This is a genomic window from Vibrio sp. MOR3 (assembly GCF_001557775.1).
Lineage (GTDB): Bacteria > Pseudomonadota > Gammaproteobacteria > Enterobacterales > Vibrionaceae > Vibrio > Vibrio jasicida.
Genome location: NZ_LNRD01000016.1, coordinates 52,478 through 73,659 on the forward strand (window position 1 = coordinate 52,478; position 21,182 = coordinate 73,659).

Sequence of the window (21,182 nt, forward strand, 5' to 3'; positions counted from 1 at the left end):
TTATCTGAGCTTTTTATCTCATAAGCTCAGTTGATTGCTCGCAGCTGATTACATCAACCACTTCCACCAAATGAATAGCGCTAAGAAGCCGAATAAGTAAATCAAACCAGCAATCGACAACCACTTCAATTTACGACCCAGCGCCAATGGTTTAGGCAAGTCGGTTTTACTCACTAGAATATAGTTTAAAAGCGCGAAGAATGGCGTCGTCATAAACGCCAATACCATGGCAAAGTTCAACATCGGTAATAGTGCTGAAGCCCAGAAAACAACGATACCTAAAGCACATAGAGAAACAATAAGCATGATGGCCGACGTCGCTTTTGGATCGGTTTCTGGTTGTGAACGCAGCAACCGTTGAGAGTCTGAAATCACACGCGAGTAGCCGTCAATTACCGTAATGGTGCTGCCGAAGATACAAAAGAATGCAATCACAGCAATCAGGTAACGTGACCATTCACCAATGGTTGAGGCGTACAAGCCAACAAGCTGATGGGAGAAGCCTACGCCGGAGCTCTTAAGCTCAATACCTGAACCGTGCAGCATCAACGCACCTAGTGATACAAACACCAAAGCCAATACCGCAGTGCCAATGTAGCCGACGTTGAAATCAAACAAGGCAGATTTTGCCGTAACTTCTTGTTGGCTAGTTTGGCGCTTTAGCCACGCAGACGTTAAACAAGAGATCTCGATTGGAGCAGGCATCCAGCCCATGGTCACAACGATAAAGCCGATGGCAGCAATTGACCACGGAGAAGGGGATTCAAAGTTCGCAACAGGCTCTACAGGGTTTCCAAACGCTATCGCAACCGCAAGTAGCGTCGCTATCGTTAGGACCGTCATAATGACTTTTGAAAGTGTATCCAGTGCTTTGTAGTGGCCGGCGAATAAAATCACTAAACATGTCACCAAAACAATGACACTGAGTGATGCCATCGACAAAGAAAATGGAATGAAATAGCCCAACAAGCTCGCGCTGAACATCAACAGTGCTGCTGTGTTGATGACCGCAGAAACGGAACTGAGGAATAAGAACAACCACAAGTATGGGCGACCAAGTTTGGCATAGCCTTCAACCAACGTTTTACCAGTGCCCATGGTGTACTGCACGCCTGCTCGGAAGAATGGGTATTTAAAAAGGTTTACCAGCAGGATGAGCGCCGCAAGTTGCCAGCCGTAGATAGCCCCAGCTTTGGTGGATGCAACAAGGTGAGAACCACCGACGGCGGCAGAGGCCATGAGAATACCAGGGCCAAGAGAGCGGAAGAATTGCGAGACTTTGGATTGGGGTTGATCGGATACTGCGGATTCCATTTATTATTGTCCTTTTTGTGTCAACTAGTGCTTATAAATAACATTACCGCTCAGCTTGTCAATTTATATTTACGAAGTGATTTTTTTAATTTTTTTCTTCGTTATTGACTTGGTTGCTTTTGTTATTTCTAAAAGTTATATCGATGGTAAAAAGAGGCAGGGTTTAAGCGATTTTTCTGCATGCATCTTTGCATCTCTTGGGTATAATCAGCGCGTTTTTATTCTGTAGAGATCCTGCCCATGGCAATGCTTGAGTACAATCCACCAACCGACCCTTGGATTGATGTCGTTTTTGAAGATGAGCAAATTTTGGCGGTAAACAAGCCATCTGGTTTGCTTTCTGTGCCGGGGCGTCTTGCTGAGCACTATGACAGCATGTGGAGTCGCTTAACCGAGCAATATCCAGACATTCAAGTCGTGCATCGTTTAGATATGTGCACTTCTGGCTTAATGGTTCTTGCTAAAAACAAGCGTGCAGAAAGTGCGTTAAAAAAACAGTTTCAATACCGATTGACGCATAAAATCTACTACGCACGTGTTTGGGGCCATATTGAACAAGAAGAGGGCGAGATCGATCTGCCTTTGATTTGTGATTGGCCGAATCGTCCTCTGCAGAAAGTATGCTTTGAAGATGGCAAACCCTCTAGGACGATCTTCCAAGTAGCGAAGCGAGAAGAACACCCTGATGGTTCAAAGACGACGATTGTGCGTTTATTGCCGATTACAGGCCGCTCACACCAATTGCGTGTTCATATGCAAGCGTTAGGTCACCCAATTGTGGGTGATGAGTTTTACGCAACAGAAGAAGCAAAAGCCTTCTCTGAACGTCTAGAGTTGCACGCCGCAGAGCTGAGCTTTTATCACCCGAAAACCGATTGGTTGCGCAGTATTTTTGTTCCTTGTGATTTTTACCTAGAAGCGGAAGAGATGATCTTTGACTATTTCAACCCAGCGCGTAAATTACCAGATTACAAAACACTGCCACGTCCATAAATTCATCTTTAGGCAGTGAACAAGGAGTTGTTATGTCACTGCCTAAAGTGGTCTTCCTCGACCGAGCGACCATCCCAGCCCAAATTCAAATACCTCGTCCAAGCTTTGCCCATGATTGGGTGGAATACGATCTGACTTCTTCTGAGCAAGTTGTTGAGCGTCTTGCTGATGCGGATATCGTGATCAGCAACAAGGTGGTGCTCGACCAATCTGTTCTCATTCAACTTCCTCACCTCAAGATGATTGCCGTCGCGGCAACGGGCTTTAATAACGTCGATGTAAACTATTGCGCCGAGCACAACATCGCGGTTACCAACGTGCGTGGCTATGCGACCCGCTCTGTGCCAGAACACGTTATCGCGATGCTGTTTGCTTTGCGTCGTAACTTGTTTGGTTATCACCAAGATATCGCTGCTGGCGAATGGCAGCGCAACAAGCAGTTCTGTTTCTTTACGCATCCGATTGGAGATGTTGCAGGCAGCACCTTAGGTGTGCTTGGCAGCGGCGCATTAGGTCAAGCAACGGCACAATTGGCAAAAGCATTGGGTATGAATGTGTTGTTTGCAGAACGTAAAGGTGTAACAGAGTGCCGAGAAGGCTATGTTTCTTTTACCGAGATGTTGGATCAAGCGGACGCCATCACGCTACATTGTCCATTGAATGATGAGACACATAATTTGATTGGTGAAGCGGAACTTAAGCAGATGAAGCCAACGTCTATTTTGATTAATACCGGACGTGGCGGCTTGGTGGATGAGCAAGCTTTGGTCGATGGGTTAAAGCAAGGTGAGATTGCTGGGGCTGGGTTTGATGTCTTTACCCAAGAACCCGCTGATGAAAGCAACCCGTTGATTGCGAATATGCATTTGCCTAACTTGCTACTAACGCCGCATGTTGCGTGGGGAAGTGATTCTTCGATACAGCGTTTAGCTGAGATTTTAATTGAGAATATTAACGCGTTTGATCGTGGTGAGAACCTCAATCGTCTAGCGTAATACTAGAAAATAGGCATAAAAAAAGCAGACACAAAGGTCTGCTTTTTGCGTTCTTAAGCATTGAATTAGATTTCTTCTTCGTTCAAGGCTTTTAGAATTTGGAAAATTTCACGGTAAGATTTTGCTGGTTTACCGGCCTTCTTCTCTTTCGCTGCTTGGCGAGCAAGTTGGCGTAGACGTTGACGGTCTGCTTCTGGATAAAGCTCCATAACGTCATCAATTGCTTTGTCGCCCTCTTCGACTACACGATCACGCAGCGCTTCAAGCTTGTGTAGTGCCGCTGTTGCTTGCGAGTGTTTGTTGCGAACTTTGTCTAGTGCCGCTTGGATTGGCTCTGGATCTTCGTAACGCATTAACTTACCGATACGTTGCAGTTGACGACGGCGTGCTTCGTTTTTAAAGCGCTGCGCATCAGCAATTGCTTCGCGTAGGTCTTCGCTCAATGGAAACTTTTCGAGAGCTGCTGGCTTAAGGCCGACAAGCTCTTCGCCAAGCTTTTGCAGCTCTTCCATGTCGCGCTTCATCTCGGATTTACTTACCCAGATGATCTCTTCTTCTGGTTCCCATGGCGCTTTTTGATTCTTACGTGCCATTTCAGTTGCCTGTGTTTTGATTAATATTATGACTATTTTAACAAGAATCGTGGGGAGAAAGCGAAATTCTTGTTATTCTATTGTACATCGAATACATGATGTGAAAGACAATGGATATTAAACAGCAGGTTGCTGAGCAACGTACCGAGCTAGAACAAGCCGTTTCACGTGCACTAGAAATCGCTGCGGCGAAGTCTGATGCCGCTGAAGTCGCAATTACCAAGAGCACGGGTTTGAGTGTTTCCACTCGCATGGGTGACGTGGAAAACGTTGAATTCAACAGCGACGGCGCACTGGGTATTACCGTTTACCGTGGCCAACGTAAAGGCAGTGCTTCCACATCCGATTTGAGCGAAGCGGCTATCGAGCAAACGGTGTTAGCAGCATTAGACATCGCTCAATACACATCAGAAGATCCATTCGCGGGCCCAGCTCCGAAAGAATATATGGTGAAAGAGGTGCCTGATTTAGACCTTTTCCACCCAGACGCACCCGATCCAGATTACGCAGCACAAGTTGCGATTGCCGCTGAAAAAGAAGCACTTAACTACAGCGATGCGATTAAGCAAAGCGATGGTGCGAGCTATGACAGTCATTACGGCGTCAAAGTGTACGGTAACAGCCATGGCTTGTTGGCAAGCTACGCGTCAAGTCGCCACAGCACCAGCTGTTGTGTGATTGGTGTAGGCAAAAATGGTGAGATGGAGCGTGACTACAGCTACACCGTTGCTCGCCATCGTGACGACCTTTGGGCTCCTGAAGTAGTTGGCCGCAGTGCCGCAGAAAAAACCATCAGTCGCTTAGACGCTCAAAAGCTGAAAACGGGTAAGTACCCAGTCATGTTTGCTGCGGACGTAGCGACAGGTTTGATTGGCCACCTAGTGATGGCAATCAGCGGTGGTAACCTGTACCGTAAATCCTCTTTCTTACTTGATCACCTCGGCAAGCAAGTACTTCCAGAATGGTTCAATATTTCAGAGCGTCCACATGTCTTACGTGGCCTAGCTTCTAGTCCATTTGATAGTGAAGGTGTGTACACGCAAGATCGTGAAATCATCACCGATGGTGTACTCGCGACTTACCTGCTAACGAGTTATGCGGCTCGTAAAATGAAAATGGACCCAACTGGCCATGCTGGTGGTATCCACAACTGGTACGTGAAGTCGACGGGACAAAGTTTCGAGCAAATGCTGAAAGAACTTGGCACAGGTTTACTGGTAACTGAAACCATGGGCCAAGGCGTGAACGTCGTGACAGGTGATTACTCTCGTGGTGCTGCTGGCTTCTGGGTAGAGAATGGTGAAATCCAATACCCAGTATCAGAAATTACCATTGCGGGTAACCTAAAAGACATGTTCAACCAAATTGTTGCCGTGGGTAGTGATGTGGAAACGCGTTCTCAAATCCAAACCGGCTCTATCTTGCTTGATACCATGAAGGTGGCGGGCGAATAATATCACCCCGCTAACCGCTAGATGCAAAAAAGCCTGATGTACGCATCAGGCTTTTTTATGGCTTGTTCATGGCAGTTTATGACATGAGATTAAATCAGCAGGGTCGCGAGGCCTAAGAAGACTGACAAGCCAATCACGTCAGTGACCGTGGTCAGTGCCATACCGCCAGCCAAGGCTGGGTCGATGTTCATTTTCTTGAGTAGAATAGGGATGGTTACGCCGGCAACACCTGCTACAAAAAGGTTGGTCAACATGGCCGCGGAGATGATACCGCCAAGCATCCAGTTTCCTTTCCAAGCAACCACGATACCGCCGATGATCAGTGCCCACATGATGCCGTTAAGTAAGCCGATAGCTGCTTCCTTCAGCAATAGTTCTCGTTTGTTTGAATCACCAATATGACCAAGCGCTAAACCGCGGATCACCAGAGCGACCGTTTGGTTACCCGCAACGCCACCCATCGATGGAACAATGGTCATCAAGACGGCGATAGCTGCCATTTGCTCTAGTGTTGCTTCAAACATGTTGGATACTGAGGCCGCCGCTAGCGCTGCAAGTACATTGGCACCGAGCCAAATACTGCGCTTACGAGCGGATTTTACGACAGGTGCGAAGGTATCTTCATCGTCATCCATACCCGCCATACTCATCATTGAGTGTTCGGCATCTTCACGGATAACATCGACCACGTCATCGATGGTGATACGACCAACCAGATGTTGGTTTTCATCAACCACAGGTGCAGATACCCAGTTACGACGTTCAAATAGACTAGCAACATCAGAGTCACTGGTATCTACGGTAATTGCATCGTCGGCATCTTCCATCACAGCACTGACTTTGACATCAGGTTGAGTGGTAATCAGTGTGGTAATCGGCAGTTCACCAATCAGCTTACTATCATCATCAATGACGTATAACGCATCGGTTGCTTCTGGCAGTTCGCCTTTCATGCGTAAGTAGCGCAGGACAACGTCCACATCCACATCACCACGAATGGTGATTACGTCGGTGTTCATCAATCCGCCAGCGGTATCCTCAGGGTAGGATAGCGCCGTTTCGACTCGTTGACGGTCAGCGGTGTCCATCTGGGATAGAACTTCACGTGAGACGTCGTCAGGCAAGCTACGCAGTACGTAAGCCACATCATCAGTGTCCATGCCTTCCGTCGCTTCTGCAAGCGCTTCTGGGGCCATTTTGGACACGAGACTGTCTTTGACGTCTTCGTTTAGCTCGTCAAGAATCTCACCGTAGTCTTCTGGGTCAGTCAGTTGCCAGAGTACTTCACGACTTTTACGTGGAGAGGCTTCTAAAAGATGGGCGATATCCTCAGGTTCCATGTCCTGCAATTGGCGACGAACATGGACAAAGCGGCCGTTTTCCAGCGCTTCTGTGACTTCTTGGAGGGCTTGGTGAGCTTGGTCGAATTCTATTTGCTCTGCCATTCATTCCCCCTAATTCCTGATATTTACAATGCTTTGAATAATAACTTAATTCTAGGCACCTTTTAATAACAACTTATGAAAGTCGACAAAATTATTTATCGGAATTTAAGTAGGAAGGGGAAGCGATGTGGAATATTTGGGTGTTAAAAATAAAAAAGCGAGTGAATCACTCGCCTTCATCAAACTTATCTTCAATCAAATGACAAACCGCATCAAGGGCTTGCTCTGATTGATCGCCAGTGGCGTGGATCGTCACGTATTGCCCTTGGGCGGACTCAAGCATTAATAGCCCCATAACGCTATCAGCGGTGGCTGTTTTATCTTCTTCGTTGTCGATCGTAATGATCGCATCGTAGCTTTGTGCCAGTTCGACCAGTTTTACCGCGGCGCGAGCGTGAAGCCCTAAGCGGTTTTGGATCAATACCTTACGACTTAATTCCACCGTTATTCCTTAACGTTTTTTTCCAATGAAGTGTGGCGAATTTGTACCTGATGGCCTTTGTCAGCGAAGAACTCACCAATTTTTTGCGTTAGATACACTGAGCGATGTTTACCACCAGTACAACCAATCGCGACAGTTAAGTAACTGCGATTGTTTTTTTCTAGCAGAGGCAACCAAGTCTCGATAAAACTTTCAATTTGATACTTAAGATCGAGTACAGATTGATGTTGCTCTAGGAAGGCTCCAATCGGGGCATCTAGACCTGTAAGAGGGCGCAATGCTGGTTCCCAATGCGGGTTTGGCAAGAAGCGCACATCAAACACGTAATCGGCATCAGAGGGTAGTCCATATTTGAAACCGAAGGATTCGAATACCATCACCAGATCTTTTCGATCTCGCCCTTCAACGCGCATACGTACGGTTTCGCTCAAGTCATGCAGGGATTGACCACTGCTGTTGAGCACTAAGTCCGCGTGTGCTTTTAAGGGCATCAGTATCTCGTGTTCTAACTCAATGGCTTGATCAAGAGATAAGGATTGAGCGCCAAGCGACAGCGGATGGATCCGTCTGGTTTCGCTGTAGCGTTTGAGTAAGGTCTCTTTGTTCGCATCTAAGAACAGCACCGTTACGTCTAACTCAGTTTTGAGTTTTTCGAGAGTGGTGTTCAGCTCTTTGAGTTTCTTTGGGATATTTCGAATATCGATACTTACGGCAACGTTCTGTTTACTGTCGGATACCGACTTTACAAACGCATCAAGCAAGTTAACTGGTAGGTTGTCTACGCAGTAATACCCTAAGTCCTCAAGTACGCGCAGGGCAACACTCTTCCCGGCACCGGAGTGCCCGCTAACAACAATTAATCGCATGGTGATCGCCTCGATTACTGATGAATCATAATGTCGTAGAGTTCTTCATCGCTCTGAGCTTTGCGCAGCATTTTTAACACTTGCTTGTCGCTCAAGCGTTCAGCCATAGAGGATAGTGTTTTGAGGTGTTCTTTGCACTGTTCTTCTGGAACCAGAAGCGCAAAGAGAAGGTCTACAGGTCGGTTGTCGATCGCATCAAACTCAATCGCTTCATCACATTGAAGTAATACGGCAATGGCTTTATCGCTGGATGACATTCTTGCGTGAGGGATAGCAATACCGTTGCCGATACCCGTACTACCCATCTTTTCTCTGCTGAGCATACACTCAAACAGTTCGGTTGAATCTTGGCCCGTGTTTTCAGCAACAATTTGGCTGATCATCTCTAGGGCTCGTTTCTTACTTGTACAATGGACTGCACTTTTGGTGCAGTCCAGTGACAGTATCTCGCTCAATTGCATGATTAATGACTGTTTAGTTTTTCTTTGTGCTTGTTAAGTTGACGAACTAATTTATCCACCAGCGAATCAATTGCTGCATACATACTTTCGTCATTCGATGACGCGTGGATTTCGCCCTGATTTATGTGAAGCGTAGCTTCCGCGATTTGGTTAAGTTTTTCAACTTTTAGTACAACTTGTATTTGGTTTATATGGTCGAAGAATCTATCGAGCTTCTGAAACTTTGATTGAACATAGTCTTGCATTGAATCGGTAAGATCAACGTGATGGCCTTGAATATTGATTTGCATAGACTTTCCTTTTCAGTTGGTGCCTTAAAGTAGGCGTTTACGCTGACTTGAAGGGGCGATACCCAAGGATTCACGATACTTCGCGATCGTACGTCTTGCGACTTGAATCCCTTGGTCAGCCAGAAGAGCAGCAATCTTGCTGTCACTCAATGGTTTAGCGGTATTTTCCGCTGCGACCAACTTTTTGATGAGCGCGCGAATTGCTGTGGACGAACATTCTCCGCCATTGTCTGTACTGACATGACTAGAGAAGAAGTACTTCAATTCAAAAATGCCACGTGGTGTGTGCATGAATTTCTGTGTAGTTACACGAGAAATCGTGGATTCATGCATGTCCACTGCCAATGCTACATCGTTAAGTACCATTGGTTTCATGGCTTCTTCACCATACTCGAAGAAATCTTGTTGATGTTCAACAATACATCTTGCAACTTTGAGAAGCGTCTCGTTTCTGCTTTCTAGGCTCTTAATCAGCCATTTTGCCTCTTGCAAATTGCTGCGAATATACTGGCTATCGGCACTGTTGCCTTTGCCCAGTTGCGCATATTGTTGATTTACTTTTAGTTTTGGGATGCTGTCAGGATTAATAGAAACCGTCCATTTGCCATGATCTTTAAAAACGGAAACGTCAGGAATAACGTATTCGGTATCATCTGGAGTAATACGGCTGCCAGGTCGAGGGTCCAATTGCTGAATCAGCTTTAACACTTCACGTAGGTCTGCTTCTTTCAGTTTGGTCTCTTTGATGACGAGCTTGTAATCGCGATTACCAAGATGATCGATATGATCGCTCAGCACCATTTTCGCTTCAGCGAGCCACGGTGTATCTTCTGGGAAGGTCGCTAATTGCAGTAATAGACATTCTTGAAGGTTGCGAGAGGCAACGCCAAGGGGGTCAAATTGTTGAATGCGTTTGCGAACGGCTTCGATTTCATCAAGTTCAACATCTTCGTTGTCGAAGCTTTCATGAATTTCTTCTGGAGAGAGCGTGAGGTAACCGTAGTCGTCAACCGCATCAATGATGGCTAACGCGATGGTGCGGTCGGTTTCGCTAAATGGCGTTAAGTCTAACTGCCACATCAGGTAATCGTGCAGCGATTCAGTGGTTTCACCTTGATAGACCGGCATATCGTCATCAAGCGCTAAGCCTGTGCTGCCAGTGTTCGCGCTGTAAACATCGTCCCAAGTGGTGTCGATTTCTAGCTCAGAGCTGATTTCAGATTTTTCAATCACGTCTGAGCTATCAGGAACATCAATCTCGGCAGTTTCATTGGCACTGTTGTCTGCAGCATCGAGTGCTGATTTGTCTTCACCATTTGCTTGAGGTTCTTCTTGGCCTTCTTCAACTTCCAATAAAGGGTTGGAGTCCAAGGCTTCTTGGATTTCCTGTTGAAGGTCGAGCGTCGACAATTGCAACAAACGAATCGCTTGTTGTAGCTGCGGCGTCATGGCTAACTGTTGACCTAGCTTGAGTTGTAATGAAGGTTTCATTCAGTGTTACTTACCTTGTAATGCTCAGAATCTTACCGTTCCTAATGTAATCATAGACGGAATTGTTCACCGAGATAAACTTGTTTCACCTGCTCGTTATTGAGAACCTCATCTGGAGTTCCTGAAGCAATAAGGTGTCCTTGACTTACGATATAGGCTTTTTCACAAACGTCCAAGGTTTCACGAACGTTATGGTCAGTGATTAACACACCAAGACCGCGATCGCGCAAGTGTTCAATGATTTTTTTGATGTCGTTAACCGAAATTGGGTCAACACCCGCGAACGGTTCATCCAACAAAATAAACTGAGGGTTTGCTGCCAATGCACGAGCGATTTCTACACGGCGGCGTTCACCACCTGATAGTGCCATACCCGCACTGGTGCGTATGTGCTGTATGTGGAATTCTTCCAATAAATCTTCAAGCTTATCTTGGCGCTCTTCTCGAGTTAACTCTTGGCGAGTTTCTAGGACGGCCATGATGTTGTCTTCAACCGATAACTTACGGAATATGGAAGCTTCTTGTGGCAAGTAGCCGATACCTAGGCGCGAGCGACTGTGCATCGGTAGGATACTGATGTCTTGATCGTCGATAGTGATGATGCCTTCATCACGAGGTACCAAGCCGACAATCATGTAAAACGATGTGGTTTTACCTGCGCCGTTTGGACCCAACAGTCCCACAATTTGACCAGACTCGACTTCGAGGCTCACGTCCGTAACGACCTTGCGTTTCTTGTAGCTTTTAGCAAGATTCTTTGCGCTCAGTACTGCCATATTAGTTCTCGATTTGGTTCGGTTGCAGGATGGTGGTAACGCGCTCATTCTTCGAGCTGTCAGCAACAAGCTTCTGTTGACCAATTTGGTAGCGAATTGATGAGCCCTTGATGGTGTTACCGTCTTGGGCTAGCTGTGCTTGGCCTTTCATGGTCAATTCGTCAGTAGAGATACGGTAATCCAATTCAGTAGCTTGACCACTGAGTGTTTTACCATCGTCCATTAATTGAGAGAAAGTGGCAGGTTTACCAAATGCTTGAATTTGTTTGATCGCTTCCGTTTTCGGGTCACGAGTTACAACAATTCTGTCAGCATCGATATTGATGCTACCTTGCTTAAGAGATACATCACCTTTAAAGGTCACCTGGTTACTCTTCATGTCCACCTGCTGGGTGTCTGAATTAATGTAAACCGGCTGTTGCGTATCCGACTTAAGTGCCAACGCTTGTGGCGCTGCTAATACCAATGCCAATAGGCTAAGGTGTAACGGTTTCATATCGACCTTGAACTTCATCTGTCAGAGTCGCAGTGTGGGCTTTTAAGTTGCCTTGCATTGCGCCTCCGGTAGTTTCAAATTGTGGTCCAACCAACATTACTTGTTGATCGGCTTTAAAATCACGATTGCTTAAGTTGATGACCAGCTTGTCTGTTGCCATGGTGTCAAAGCTTGCGTCAGGCAATAAGTTTTGCATGAGAACTTTGTCGTATAACGTCAGGATCTGGTCTTCATCAAGTACTGCTCTTGTTGCAGTGACCTTCCACTCAACAACGCTACCTTCACGGTAAACCATCAGTGTTGGGCTATTAAAAATCGTATCTCCACTCTTGGCGTAATGATCCAAGCTGTTGGAGCGAATGATGTAACTGCGGACACCATTTTCACCATAAGTGATATTTTCTAGTCCAGTACCACTGAACATAGGCAGTTCTAAATTAGGTGCAACCTGTATATCTTCATCGCCTTTTGGTGTCAGCAAATAATAACCACACCATGCGACAACGAAGATCAGGAGCAAATAAATAAGGCGAGTAAAACTCATAAAATAAAGGCCTTTATCTTAGCTCAGTACTTCCCTGACCATTGCCTTAATCTGTTAATCAAATTGTGTAAACATTTGTTGATGGATGGATTACATCACACCCGCTTTCAACAAATCGTGCATATTCAGCGCACCAACAATCTTGTTGTTGTCGCACAAGATCAGAGCATTGATGTTTTTATCTTGCATAAGATTCAAACCCTCGACAGCTAACATTTCTGGATGAGCCGTTGTTGGGTTTTGAGTCATCACTTCACCGATTGCTGTGGTGTGAATATCAATACGTTTATCCAAAGTACGACGCAAGTCACCATCAGTGAATATACCAAGCATAGCATCGTGCTCATCGACAATCGCGGTCATCCCTAAGCCTTTCTCTGAAATCTCAAGAAGTGCGTCGCGAATCAATGCATCTGGCGCAACTTTTGGTAGTGCATTACCAAAGTGCATAATATCAGACAGCTTGAGCAGCAATTTTCTTCCCAACGCACCACCAGGGTGTGATAGAGCGAAGTCTTCTGCAGAAAAACCACGAGCTTGAAGCAGGGCAACGGCAAGAGCATCGCCCATGACCAAAGTTGCTGTTGTGCTGCTCGTTGGTGCAAGACCAAGTGGGCAGGCTTCTTGCGGAACGGTGATTTGCAAATGCATATCCGACAATTTGGCCATGTTCGACTCAGGCTTGCCTGTCATGCTGATAATTTTGATGTTCAGACGTTTCAATACTGGGAATAGAGATAAAATCTCGTGAGACTCACCAGAGTTAGAAATCGCAATGACGATATCGCCTTCACTGATCATTCCTAGGTCACCATGCGCAGCTTCACCAGGGTGAACAAAAAACGCGGAGGTGCCTGTACTTGCAAGGGTCGCAGCAATCTTGTTGCCAATGTGACCTGATTTGCCCATCCCCATAACAACGACTTTGCCATTATTGGAAAGAATCAATTCGCAAGCTTGTTCAAACTGCGCATCAAAATACTGGTCCAGTTGTTGAAGTGCGGTCACTTCAATATCAAGAACTTGTTTAGCAGCAGCACGAAAATCAAATTGAGTGGACATATCAGAGCTCCAATTTGTCTTTACTTATTATGTTATTAAGCGGCCATGTTTGCGAATAGGTACACTTGGTAGCCTAAGAAACACACAAACAGGATTGAACCTTCTAAACGGTTGATACTGCGAGATTTACCAAGACACATTGCCACAAGCAGTAGCGATACGCCGAGCATAACCCAAAAGTCACGACCCATCGCAAATTCACTTAGCATTGAAGGATTGATGATGCCCGGTAGGCCCATTACCGCCAAAATGTTGAAAACGTTTGAACCGATGATGTTACCCACAGCCATATCGTCTTCGCCCTTTAGAACGCCCGCTAGAGATGCAGCAAGCTCCGGTAGGCTAGTGCCGATAGCAATGATAGTAAGGCCGATAACGAGATCACTCATACCAAAGTGTTTTGCAATGATGACGGCGTTGTCGACTAACATGCTTGCTGCCAAAGGTAGAAGTATCAGACCGATCACAACCCACATAACGGCTTTTGGATTACTTACACCTTCAGGGACTTCTGATTCTTGTTCATCGACAAAAGCATCACCCGCTTTTTGTTCTTTGCGGCTGATTTGCAACATGGCAAATAGGAACGCAGCAAAGAGTACAAACAGCAATACGCCTTCGTAGAAACCTAGGTGGTTATCCCAAAGTAAAATACCAGCCAGCACGGTTACTGCTATCATCAATGGCAATTCTCGACGAACCACAGCAGAGCTGATGGAAAGTGGTTTGATGATGGCGGTGATACCAAGAATTAAAGCGATGTTGGCGATGTTCGAGCCAAGAACGTTACCGACAGCTGTGTCGGTTTTACCGTCCCATGCTGCGGTTGCAGAAACCATCATTTCTGGCGCAGAAGAACCCATCGCCAAAATGGTCATGCCGATCACTAAAGGTGAAATACCGACGTTGCGGGCCAGAGCTGCAGAGCCAAAAACAAGTTTATCTGCACTCCATACAAGTATAACAAGACCGACGATAAGCAACGCTACGGCTTCGAGCATGATGATTCCTAAGTAATAAAAATAAGTGAAATGAGTAACCGCTAATTTTGACCTTTCACAGCCAAAAATGGAAGATAAACAACAAATAAATTAAAGGTTAGTAACGAAATTGTGTTTAATTGTTGCTCGATCGCGTGTTGTATTTGATACCGCTTATCTGGAGTTGAATTTAAACACCTTCCTTTGATTTCGTCATATTTTATGAAGAATTGCTTGAATTTGGTCGGCTTTATTTAATTGAACAGTGCTTTTAATTCAAGTTCAATGTGCTTATGATTGCAGCCTAATAAGTGTACCGAAGTCACTTTAGGATATTCTCGACGTAATATCTTGAAAACAATCGGGGTTGAGTTGGCTGATGACTCTGTGAGTCAAACTCACAAACAGTAGAAGAGATAGTATGTCGAACAACGATTTAGTTACCGTTAACAATCTCACTTTTTCACGAGGCGAACGTAAGATCTTTGATGGCGTTGATTTACACGTGCCAGAAGGGAAAGTGACGGCCATTATGGGGCCATCGGGGATCGGTAAAACGACACTGTTACGCTTAATTGGCGGTCAGTTGTACCCCGAACAAGGTGAGATCTGGTTTGATGGCGATAACATTCCAGCACTCTCACGTAAGAAGCTTTACCATGCTCGAAAGAAGATGAGTATGTTGTTCCAATCAGGCGCTCTGTTCACGGATTTGAACGTTTTCGATAATGTTGCCTTTCCTTTACGTGAACATACAGAACTCTCTGAAGAATTTATCCGTACTATGGTGCTGCTTAAGCTTGAAGCCGTAGGTCTACGTGGTGCCGCAAAGTTGATGCCAAGTGAACTTTCTGGCGGTATGGCTAGGCGAGCTGCTTTAGCACGCGCGATTGCGCTCGATCCCGACCTTATCATGTATGATGAACCGTTTGTTGGTCAGGATCCGATCACCATGGGCGTATTGGTTGAGTTGATCAGTAATTTGAATCGAGCGCTAGGTCTGACTTCGATTGTCGTTTCACACGATGTACCAGAAGTGATGAGTATTGCGGATTGGGTTTATTTGATGGCCGATGGCAAAATCATTGCTTTTGGTACGCCACAAGATCTGAGAGACAATCCAGATCCACGCGTGCAGCAATTCTTGTTGGGTGATGCGGATGGTCCGGTACCGTTCCGATTTCCCGCTCAAAGTATCGAAAAGGATTTATTTGATGGTCGATAGTTTTATTCAATTTGTCGCTTCATTAGGAAGACGCACGTTGGCCATCTGTGAAGCCTTTGGCCGTGCGACACTAATGTTGGTTGGTGCTTTGGTAACCCGTCCACAACCGGTCAAAAACTTCCCGTTATTAGTGAAGCAGCTTTACTCCGTTGGTGTGCAGTCTCTGGCTATCATTGTCGTATCGGGTTTGTTTATCGGCATGGTGTTGAGTTTACAAGGCTATGTCGTGCTGGTGGACTACGGTGCGGAAGGCAGTCTCGGGCAAATGGTCTCTCTGTCGCTATTGCGTGAGCTAGGGCCTGTGGTAACCGCCTTGTTATTCGCTGGGCGAGCTGGGTCTGCATTAACCGCAGAAATCGGCTTGATGAAAGCCACTGAGCAGCTTTCGAGTATGGAAATGATGGCGGTGGACCCGCTTAAACGCGTTATCGCTCCTCGTTTTTGGGCAGGTGTGATTTCCATGCCACTGTTGGCGATGATCTTCATGGCTATTGGTATCTGGGGCGCTCAAATTGTTGGCGTTGATTGGAAAGGCGTTGACCACGGTAGTTTCTGGGCGGCAATGCAGTCGTCAGTAGAATTAGGCCAAGATATTGGTAACAGCATGATCAAATGTATCGTGTTTGCGATTACCGTTACTTGGATCGCTCTTTTTAATGGCTATGACGCGATTCCGACTTCGGAAGGAATCAGCCGAGCAACGACGCGCACGGTAGTGCATTCTTCTTTAGCAGTACTGGGACTAGACTTTGTACTGACCGCATTGATGTTTGGGAATTAATCATGCAACAAACACGTAAAACTGAATTATGGGTTGGCAGCTTTGTATTGGCAGGAATTTGCGCGATTCTTGTGATGATTTTTCAGGTTGCTGACGTAAAAAGCATTGGCTCTGGCAATACTTATACCCTGAAAGCTGAGTTCGATAATATTGGTAGTTTAAAAGTTCGTTCACCAGTGAAAGTTGGCGGCGTTGTGGTTGGTCGTGTGAGTGATATTACACTTAACCCTGAAAGCCTACTTCCAATTGTGAGCTTGTCGATTAACAGTCAATACAATCAATTCCCAGAAACTTCTAGTTTACAAATTTTGACTTCTGGATTGATTGGCGAGCAGTACATTGGCTTAGTTCCGGGTTTCATCTTTGATGATGAAGAAATGTTAGTTGATGGTGATACCATCGAAGACACCAAGTCTGCCTTAGTTTTAGAAGACTTAATTGGACAGGTGCTATACAGCATCGGTGGCTCCGGCGATTCTGGCAACACGAGTAAGGAATAACCCATGTTCTCTAGATTATTACTTTCTTTCGTAGCGGCATTTACTGCTTTTGGTGCAGTGGCTGCAGAAGTAGATAAAACTCAGCCTTATCAAATGATGAGACAAGTTGCGGAAGTGACATTTGATCGTTTGAAAGCTGAACAGCCACAAATTAAGCAAGATCCTAATTTGCTTAAGACTATCGTTGAAGAAGAGCTGATGCCTTACGTCAACGATCGCTATGCGGCATTAAAACTGCTTGGTCCGAACTTAAAAGGCGCGAAGCGTGAAGACGTTGGTGAGTTTATTAAGGCATTTCGTTCTTACTTGGTGACGTCTTACGCACAAGTCTTAACGCAATACACAGACCAGCAAATCGAGTTTGGCCCTGAACCTAAGTTAGACCCATCTAAGCGCATTACAAGCATTAAAGTAGATATCATCGACGCTCCGCGTCCGAACATCAAACTTGAGTTTAAATTGCGTAAAGATAAGAAAACCGGTGAATGGTTAGCATTCGACATGGTTGCAGAAGGTATTAGCTTACTTTCAAGCAAGCAATCGGAGTGGAATACAAAGATTCGTCAAGACGGTATCCTAGCGGTAGCAAAAGATCTTGAAAAATTGGCGGCACAGCCAATTCGTTTCGAGGCAGCAAAGTAATGGCGCAGTCTCATTCTCAGTGGCATTTACAATCAGATATTCTTAAGCTTACAGGGGCGTTGGATCGAGATACCGTGCCTTCTTTGTGGGCCGTTGCGCAGCGATGGCAGCCATCTCAAACCGAGTTAGAATGCTCGTTAGAAGAGATTGAGCGCGTCGACTCTGCGGGAATGGTGATGTTAATCCACTTATTAGAGCATGCAAAAAAACAAAACTGTCATATAATGCTCAGTTTCGTGCCGGCGCAATTGCGCACTTTGTTTCAGCTGAGCAACGTTGAATCTTTAGTGGCCAAACATATACAGAATTATCAGGGGTAAATTGTGGATAGCGCAAAAGTACAACAGTTACTAGAAGAAGCACTAAACCTTCAAGAAGTGCATGTAAAAGGTGAAGGTAGCCACTATGAGGTGGTTGCTGTTGATGCTTGTTTCGATGGAATGAGCCGCGTTAAGAAGCAGCAGTTAATTTACGGTCCTCTGATGGATTACATCCAGCGTAACGACATTCACGCGCTATCGATTAAAGCGTTCACTCCAGAAGAGTGGGCTCGTGATAAAAAGCTAATGTCGCTTTAAGGTTTATTGATGGAAAAGTTTCGAGTTATTGGGTCAGATAAACCACTGGTTGGTGAAGTGACCATTTCAGGTGCAAAAAACGCAGCACTGCCGATTTTATTTGCGTCTATCTTGGCTGAAGAGCCAGTAGAGGTGGCGAATGTGCCACACCTTCGTGATATCGATACTACTATGGAACTGCTTAAGCGTTTGGGCGCAAAAGTAAGCCGTAATGGTTCTGTTCATGTCGATCCAAGCAGCATCAACGAATACTGCGCACCTTACGACTTGGTGAAAACCATGCGTGCATCAATCTGGGCACTTGGTCCGCTGGTGGCTCGTTTTGGTAAAGGTCAAGTCTCTCTACCTGGTGGCTGTGCGATTGGCGCTCGTCCTGTTGATTTACATATCACAGGTCTAGAGCAGCTTGGCGCAACGATTACACTAGAAGATGGTTACGTAAAAGCAGAAGTGGACGGTCGTCTAAAAGGCGCTCACATTGTGATGGACAAAGTGAGTGTTGGTGCAACGATTACTATCATGTGTGCGGCAGCGTTAGCGGAAGGTACCACAACGCTAGATAATGCAGCGCGTGAACCTGAAATCGTTGATACAGCAGACTTCCTAAACAAGCTTGGCGCAAAAATTTCAGGCGCGGGCACAGACACCATCACTATTGAAGGTGTTGAGCGTTTAGGTGGCGGTAAGCACAACGTTGTGGCTGACCGTATCGAAACGGGTACGTTCCTTGTTGCTGCGGCTGTTTCTGGCGGCAAAGTAGTGTGTCGTAACACCAACGGTCACTTGTTAGAAGCGGTACTTGCGAAGCTAGAAGAAGCGGGCGCATTAGTAGAGACTGGTGAAGACTGGATTTCTGTAGATATGACGGATCGTGAACTGAAAGCGGTAAGCATTCGTACTGCCCCACACCCAGGTTTCCCGACTGACATGCAAGCACAATTCACGCTATTAAACATGATGGCGAAAGGCGGTGGCGTAATTACTGAAACGATCTTTGAAAACCGTTTCATGCACGTACCTGAACTGATGCGCATGGGCGCAAAAGCGGAAATCGAAGGTAACACAGTCATCTGTGGTGACGTAGATTCTCTAAGTGGTGCGCAAGTAATGGCCACTGACCTACGAGCTTCGGCAAGTTTGGTGATTGCAGGTTGTATCGCGAAAGGCGAAACCATCGTTGATCGTATTTACCACATTGATCGTGGTTACGACAAAATCGAAAATAAACTGTCTGCTCTTGGCGCAAATATTGAGCGCGTGAGTGAGGCGGGTTAAACTGCATCGCAGTTGACTTCGATATAAAGAGAGCCGAAACTCAGGTTTCGGTTTTTTTATGTCGTGCTCTCTTTCATAGCTGATGACGATGTCCAAAGAACCAACAATAGCTGTATCTGGCGTAAAGCCGGTTCCTGGAGAACAACAATGATTGCACTATTACGTGTATTTGCTGTCGCAATTTTCGCAATTGTGATGTTTATTGGTGGTTGTGGTTACTGCCTATTAAGTCCTCGAAATCCTAAGCACGTTTTCACTTTTGGCCGCTTGTTCGGCAAGATGTCTCGTGTGTTCGGAATCAAATTAGAATTACGAATTCCTGAAGATGCTTACTCTCGTGGTCAGCATGTTTACATCGCGAACCACCAAAATAACTGGGATTTGTTTACTGTATCTTCAGCAGTGACACCAAAAGTCGTGACGGTAGGTAAAAAAAGCTTAGCGTGGATGCCACTATTTGGTCAGCTTTACTGGCTAACGGGTAACATTTTAATTGACCGTGGTAACCGTTCTAAAGCTAAGGGCACTATTGATCAAGTAGTTGATAGCATTAAGCAGAGTGACGTTTCAGTATGGATGTTCCCAGAAGGGACGCGCTCACGTGGCCGTGGCTTACTGCCATTTAAAACCGGCGCATTCCATGCTGCTATCGGCGCAGAGGTGCCAATCATTCCGATCGTGTGTAGTTCAACTGATCACATTAAATTGAACCGTTGGAATAACGGTCATGTGATCATTGAAATGCTGCCACCAATCAGCTCTGAAGGCTATGGCAAAGAAGGCGTTCGTGAACTTGCAAACACCTGTCGCGATCAAATGAAAGCGAAGCTAGAAGCGCTGGATGAAGAAGTAAAACAGCGTAATGCCGCCTAAATTGAAATAGAACACTGCAACAAAAAGACAATAAAAAACGGGTAGCCTAAGCTACCCGTTTTTTTATGTTTCTTAGCAAGCGCAATTATTTACGAACGGCGATTGCTTCAATCTCGATGCCAACATCTTTTGGTAGGCGAGCTACTTCGACACAAGAACGTGCTGGGTAGTTTGCTACTTCGTGCTCATCGAAGAACTTGCCGTAAACTTCGTTCACAGTACCGAAGTCGTTTAGGTCTTTAACGAATACCGTCATTTTTACGATGTCAGTGACTTTAAGGCCTGAAGCTTCAACTACTGCTTTCACGTTTTCTAGAGATTGACGTGCTTGCTCTGCGATGTCCGCAGACACTTCACCTGTTGCTGGGTTTACTGGGATTTGGCCAGAAGTTAGAACCATGTTACCTAGATCTACGCCTTGAACGTAAGGACCGATTGCTGCTGGTGCAGACTCAGTGTGAAGTACTTTCGTCATTTGAATTGTTCCATCTGTTTAGGGGAATAAAGAGTGTACTCAAACAATTTGAGCGTTCTTAAGAAGAATCAGTGTGCCTTTAAACATGAAGCACGTAAAGAGCAAAATACCCCACACGGGCGGGGTATCAGTCAATTTATCGTTAGCAAGAATTGAAGCGGGAAATTAACGTTCAGTGACGATCTCACGAGCGAAGACTTTCTCACAGTATTTACACTTCAGACGGATTTCTTGCTTCTTCTCGAACACTTGGAAGCTGCTCGCAACTGGCTCGTTGTGGGTAATGCAGTTAGTGTTTGGGCATTCAAACACGTTTTTAACTTGCTCTGGTAACTCCAGCGCTAGCTTCTTCACAACTTCGTAGTTTTCGATTTGGTTTACGGTCGCATGTGGTGCGTAAAGTGCCAATTTGCTTGCTTGCTCTTCGTTGATGAACACGTTCTCGATCTTCAACAAGTCTTTATGACCTAATGCGGATGATGGCAGGTTAAGGCCAATCGTCACGCGTTGAGAAGAGTTGTGCATATCGAACAATTTCAACACTTTGATACCAATTTGGGCTGGAATATGGTCGATTACTGTGCCATTTTTGATTGCTTCTACCTGCAATTGAGTTTCTTTAGTCATGTCT

26 protein-coding genes are annotated in these 21,182 nt (G+C 45.7%); 11 read left to right on the plus strand and 15 right to left on the minus strand.

Annotation, left to right across the window (positions count from 1 at the left end; all coding sequences use genetic code 11):
* Nucleotides 1–48: 48 nt before the first annotated feature.
* Nucleotides 49–1,314, minus strand: coding sequence for a divalent metal cation transporter (locus ATB76_RS22710; RefSeq protein ID WP_038864533.1), 1,266 nt, complete (start codon nt 1,312–1,314; stop codon nt 49–51).
* A gap of 240 nt (nt 1,315–1,554) precedes the next feature.
* Between ATB76_RS22710 and rluA the strand changes: the two genes are divergently transcribed.
* Both rluA and ATB76_RS22720 read left to right on the plus strand, forming a co-directional pair.
* Nucleotides 1,555–2,307, plus strand: a complete 753-nt coding sequence (rluA, locus tag ATB76_RS22715; protein WP_038879703.1) for a bifunctional tRNA pseudouridine(32) synthase/23S rRNA pseudouridine(746) synthase RluA — start codon at nt 1,555–1,557, stop codon at nt 2,305–2,307.
* Between the two features lie 32 nt (nt 2,308–2,339).
* Nucleotides 2,340–3,302, plus strand: a complete 963-nt coding sequence (locus tag ATB76_RS22720) for a D-2-hydroxyacid dehydrogenase (RefSeq protein WP_061036145.1) — start codon at nt 2,340–2,342, stop codon at nt 3,300–3,302.
* A 65-nt stretch (nt 3,303–3,367) separates the two neighbouring features.
* Here ATB76_RS22720 and yjgA read toward each other — a convergent pair whose 3' ends face one another.
* Nucleotides 3,368–3,895: a ribosome biogenesis factor YjgA gene (gene yjgA / locus ATB76_RS22725; protein WP_038864526.1), complete on the minus strand. Its 528-nt coding sequence runs from the start codon at nt 3,893–3,895 to the stop codon at nt 3,368–3,370.
* 110 nt (nt 3,896–4,005) lie between these two features.
* Here yjgA and pmbA point away from each other — a divergent pair, with 110 nt between their 5' ends.
* Nucleotides 4,006–5,349, plus strand: coding sequence for a metalloprotease PmbA (gene pmbA, locus ATB76_RS22730; RefSeq protein ID WP_038864524.1), 1,344 nt, complete (start codon nt 4,006–4,008; stop codon nt 5,347–5,349).
* A gap of 89 nt (nt 5,350–5,438) precedes the next feature.
* Here pmbA and mgtE read toward each other — a convergent pair whose 3' ends face one another.
* The 11 genes from mgtE to ATB76_RS22785 all read right to left on the minus strand — a co-directional run bounded on the left by mgtE (nt 5,439) and on the right by ATB76_RS22785 (nt 14,223).
* Nucleotides 5,439–6,794, minus strand: a complete 1,356-nt coding sequence (gene mgtE, locus ATB76_RS22735) for a magnesium transporter (RefSeq protein ID WP_038864521.1) — start codon at nt 6,792–6,794, stop codon at nt 5,439–5,441.
* A 166-nt stretch (nt 6,795–6,960) separates the two neighbouring features.
* On the minus strand, nt 6,961–7,236 hold the full coding sequence (locus ATB76_RS22740) for an HPr family phosphocarrier protein (protein WP_038879700.1): 276 nt from the start codon (nt 7,234–7,236) through the stop codon (nt 6,961–6,963).
* Between the two features lie 2 nt (nt 7,237–7,238).
* Complete coding sequence (gene rapZ, locus ATB76_RS22745) at nt 7,239–8,102, minus strand: RNase adapter RapZ (protein ID WP_038864517.1); 864 nt, start codon at nt 8,100–8,102, stop codon at nt 7,239–7,241.
* Between the two features lie 14 nt (nt 8,103–8,116).
* On the minus strand, nt 8,117–8,563 hold the full coding sequence (ptsN, locus tag ATB76_RS22750) for a PTS IIA-like nitrogen regulatory protein PtsN (protein ID WP_038864515.1): 447 nt from the start codon (nt 8,561–8,563) through the stop codon (nt 8,117–8,119).
* A gap of 2 nt (nt 8,564–8,565) precedes the next feature.
* Nucleotides 8,566–8,853, minus strand: coding sequence for a ribosome hibernation promoting factor (hpf, locus tag ATB76_RS22755; RefSeq protein ID WP_038864512.1), 288 nt, complete (start codon nt 8,851–8,853; stop codon nt 8,566–8,568).
* A 24-nt stretch (nt 8,854–8,877) separates the two neighbouring features.
* On the minus strand, nt 8,878–10,344 hold the full coding sequence (locus ATB76_RS22760) for an RNA polymerase factor sigma-54 (protein ID WP_039975699.1): 1,467 nt from the start codon (nt 10,342–10,344) through the stop codon (nt 8,878–8,880).
* 50 nt (nt 10,345–10,394) lie between these two features.
* On the minus strand, nt 10,395–11,120 hold the full coding sequence (lptB, locus tag ATB76_RS22765) for an LPS export ABC transporter ATP-binding protein (RefSeq protein WP_038864508.1): 726 nt from the start codon (nt 11,118–11,120) through the stop codon (nt 10,395–10,397).
* Nucleotide 11,121: 1 nt separating this feature from the next.
* A complete protein-coding gene (lptA, locus tag ATB76_RS22770) occupies nt 11,122–11,616 on the minus strand; it encodes a lipopolysaccharide transport periplasmic protein LptA (protein ID WP_038864506.1) in 495 nt (164 codons plus the stop codon).
* Nucleotides 11,597–12,160: an LPS export ABC transporter periplasmic protein LptC gene (gene lptC, locus ATB76_RS22775; protein WP_038864505.1), complete on the minus strand. Its 564-nt coding sequence runs from the start codon at nt 12,158–12,160 to the stop codon at nt 11,597–11,599. Before lptC ends, lptA begins: the two co-directional genes overlap by 20 nt.
* A 90-nt stretch (nt 12,161–12,250) precedes the next feature.
* Entirely contained in the window at nt 12,251–13,222 is a 972-nt protein-coding gene (kdsD, locus tag ATB76_RS22780; RefSeq protein ID WP_039975700.1) for an arabinose-5-phosphate isomerase KdsD, read from the minus strand.
* 35 nt (nt 13,223–13,257) lie between these two features.
* Nucleotides 13,258–14,223 carry a calcium/sodium antiporter gene (locus tag ATB76_RS22785; RefSeq protein ID WP_038864502.1) on the minus strand — a complete coding sequence of 322 codons (966 nt, stop codon included), beginning with the start codon at nt 14,221–14,223 and terminating at the stop codon, nt 13,258–13,260.
* A gap of 400 nt (nt 14,224–14,623) precedes the next feature.
* On the opposite strand from ATB76_RS22785, the gene mlaF reads away from it, so the two are divergent.
* From mlaF to ATB76_RS22825, 8 genes are all read left to right on the plus strand, one after another.
* Nucleotides 14,624–15,427: a phospholipid ABC transporter ATP-binding protein MlaF gene (mlaF, locus tag ATB76_RS22790; RefSeq protein WP_038879697.1), complete on the plus strand. Its 804-nt coding sequence runs from the start codon at nt 14,624–14,626 to the stop codon at nt 15,425–15,427.
* Entirely contained in the window at nt 15,417–16,208 is a 792-nt protein-coding gene (gene mlaE / locus ATB76_RS22795; RefSeq protein ID WP_038879694.1) for a lipid asymmetry maintenance ABC transporter permease subunit MlaE, read from the plus strand. Before mlaF ends, mlaE begins: the two co-directional genes overlap by 11 nt.
* A 2-nt stretch (nt 16,209–16,210) precedes the next feature.
* On the plus strand, nt 16,211–16,708 hold the full coding sequence (gene mlaD / locus ATB76_RS22800; RefSeq protein WP_038879692.1) for an outer membrane lipid asymmetry maintenance protein MlaD: 498 nt from the start codon (nt 16,211–16,213) through the stop codon (nt 16,706–16,708).
* 3 nt (nt 16,709–16,711) lie between these two features.
* Nucleotides 16,712–17,350 carry a phospholipid-binding protein MlaC gene (mlaC, locus tag ATB76_RS22805; RefSeq protein WP_038864496.1) on the plus strand — a complete coding sequence of 213 codons (639 nt, stop codon included), beginning with the start codon at nt 16,712–16,714 and terminating at the stop codon, nt 17,348–17,350.
* Nucleotides 17,350–17,670, plus strand: coding sequence for a lipid asymmetry maintenance protein MlaB (locus ATB76_RS22810; RefSeq protein ID WP_038864494.1), 321 nt, complete (start codon nt 17,350–17,352; stop codon nt 17,668–17,670). The genes mlaC and ATB76_RS22810 overlap by 1 nt, the downstream gene beginning before the upstream one ends.
* A gap of 3 nt (nt 17,671–17,673) precedes the next feature.
* A complete protein-coding gene (gene ibaG, locus ATB76_RS22815) occupies nt 17,674–17,928 on the plus strand; it encodes a BolA family iron metabolism protein IbaG (protein ID WP_005432865.1) in 255 nt (84 codons plus the stop codon).
* Between the two features lie 9 nt (nt 17,929–17,937).
* The gene (gene murA, locus ATB76_RS22820) at nt 17,938–19,203 is read left to right on the plus strand and encodes a UDP-N-acetylglucosamine 1-carboxyvinyltransferase (protein WP_038864493.1); all 1,266 of its coding nucleotides are present in this window, start codon (nt 17,938–17,940) and stop codon (nt 19,201–19,203) included.
* Between the two features lie 147 nt (nt 19,204–19,350).
* Nucleotides 19,351–20,076, plus strand: a complete 726-nt coding sequence (locus ATB76_RS22825) for a 1-acylglycerol-3-phosphate O-acyltransferase (protein ID WP_038864490.1) — start codon at nt 19,351–19,353, stop codon at nt 20,074–20,076.
* Between the two features lie 85 nt (nt 20,077–20,161).
* Here ATB76_RS22825 and ATB76_RS22830 read toward each other — a convergent pair whose 3' ends face one another.
* Complete coding sequence (locus ATB76_RS22830; protein ID WP_005432832.1) at nt 20,162–20,551, minus strand: RidA family protein; 390 nt, start codon at nt 20,549–20,551, stop codon at nt 20,162–20,164.
* 165 nt (nt 20,552–20,716) lie between these two features.
* Nucleotides 20,717–21,178: an aspartate carbamoyltransferase regulatory subunit gene (gene pyrI / locus ATB76_RS22835; protein ID WP_038879686.1), complete on the minus strand. Its 462-nt coding sequence runs from the start codon at nt 21,176–21,178 to the stop codon at nt 20,717–20,719.
* Nucleotides 21,179–21,182: the final 4 nt, after the last annotated feature.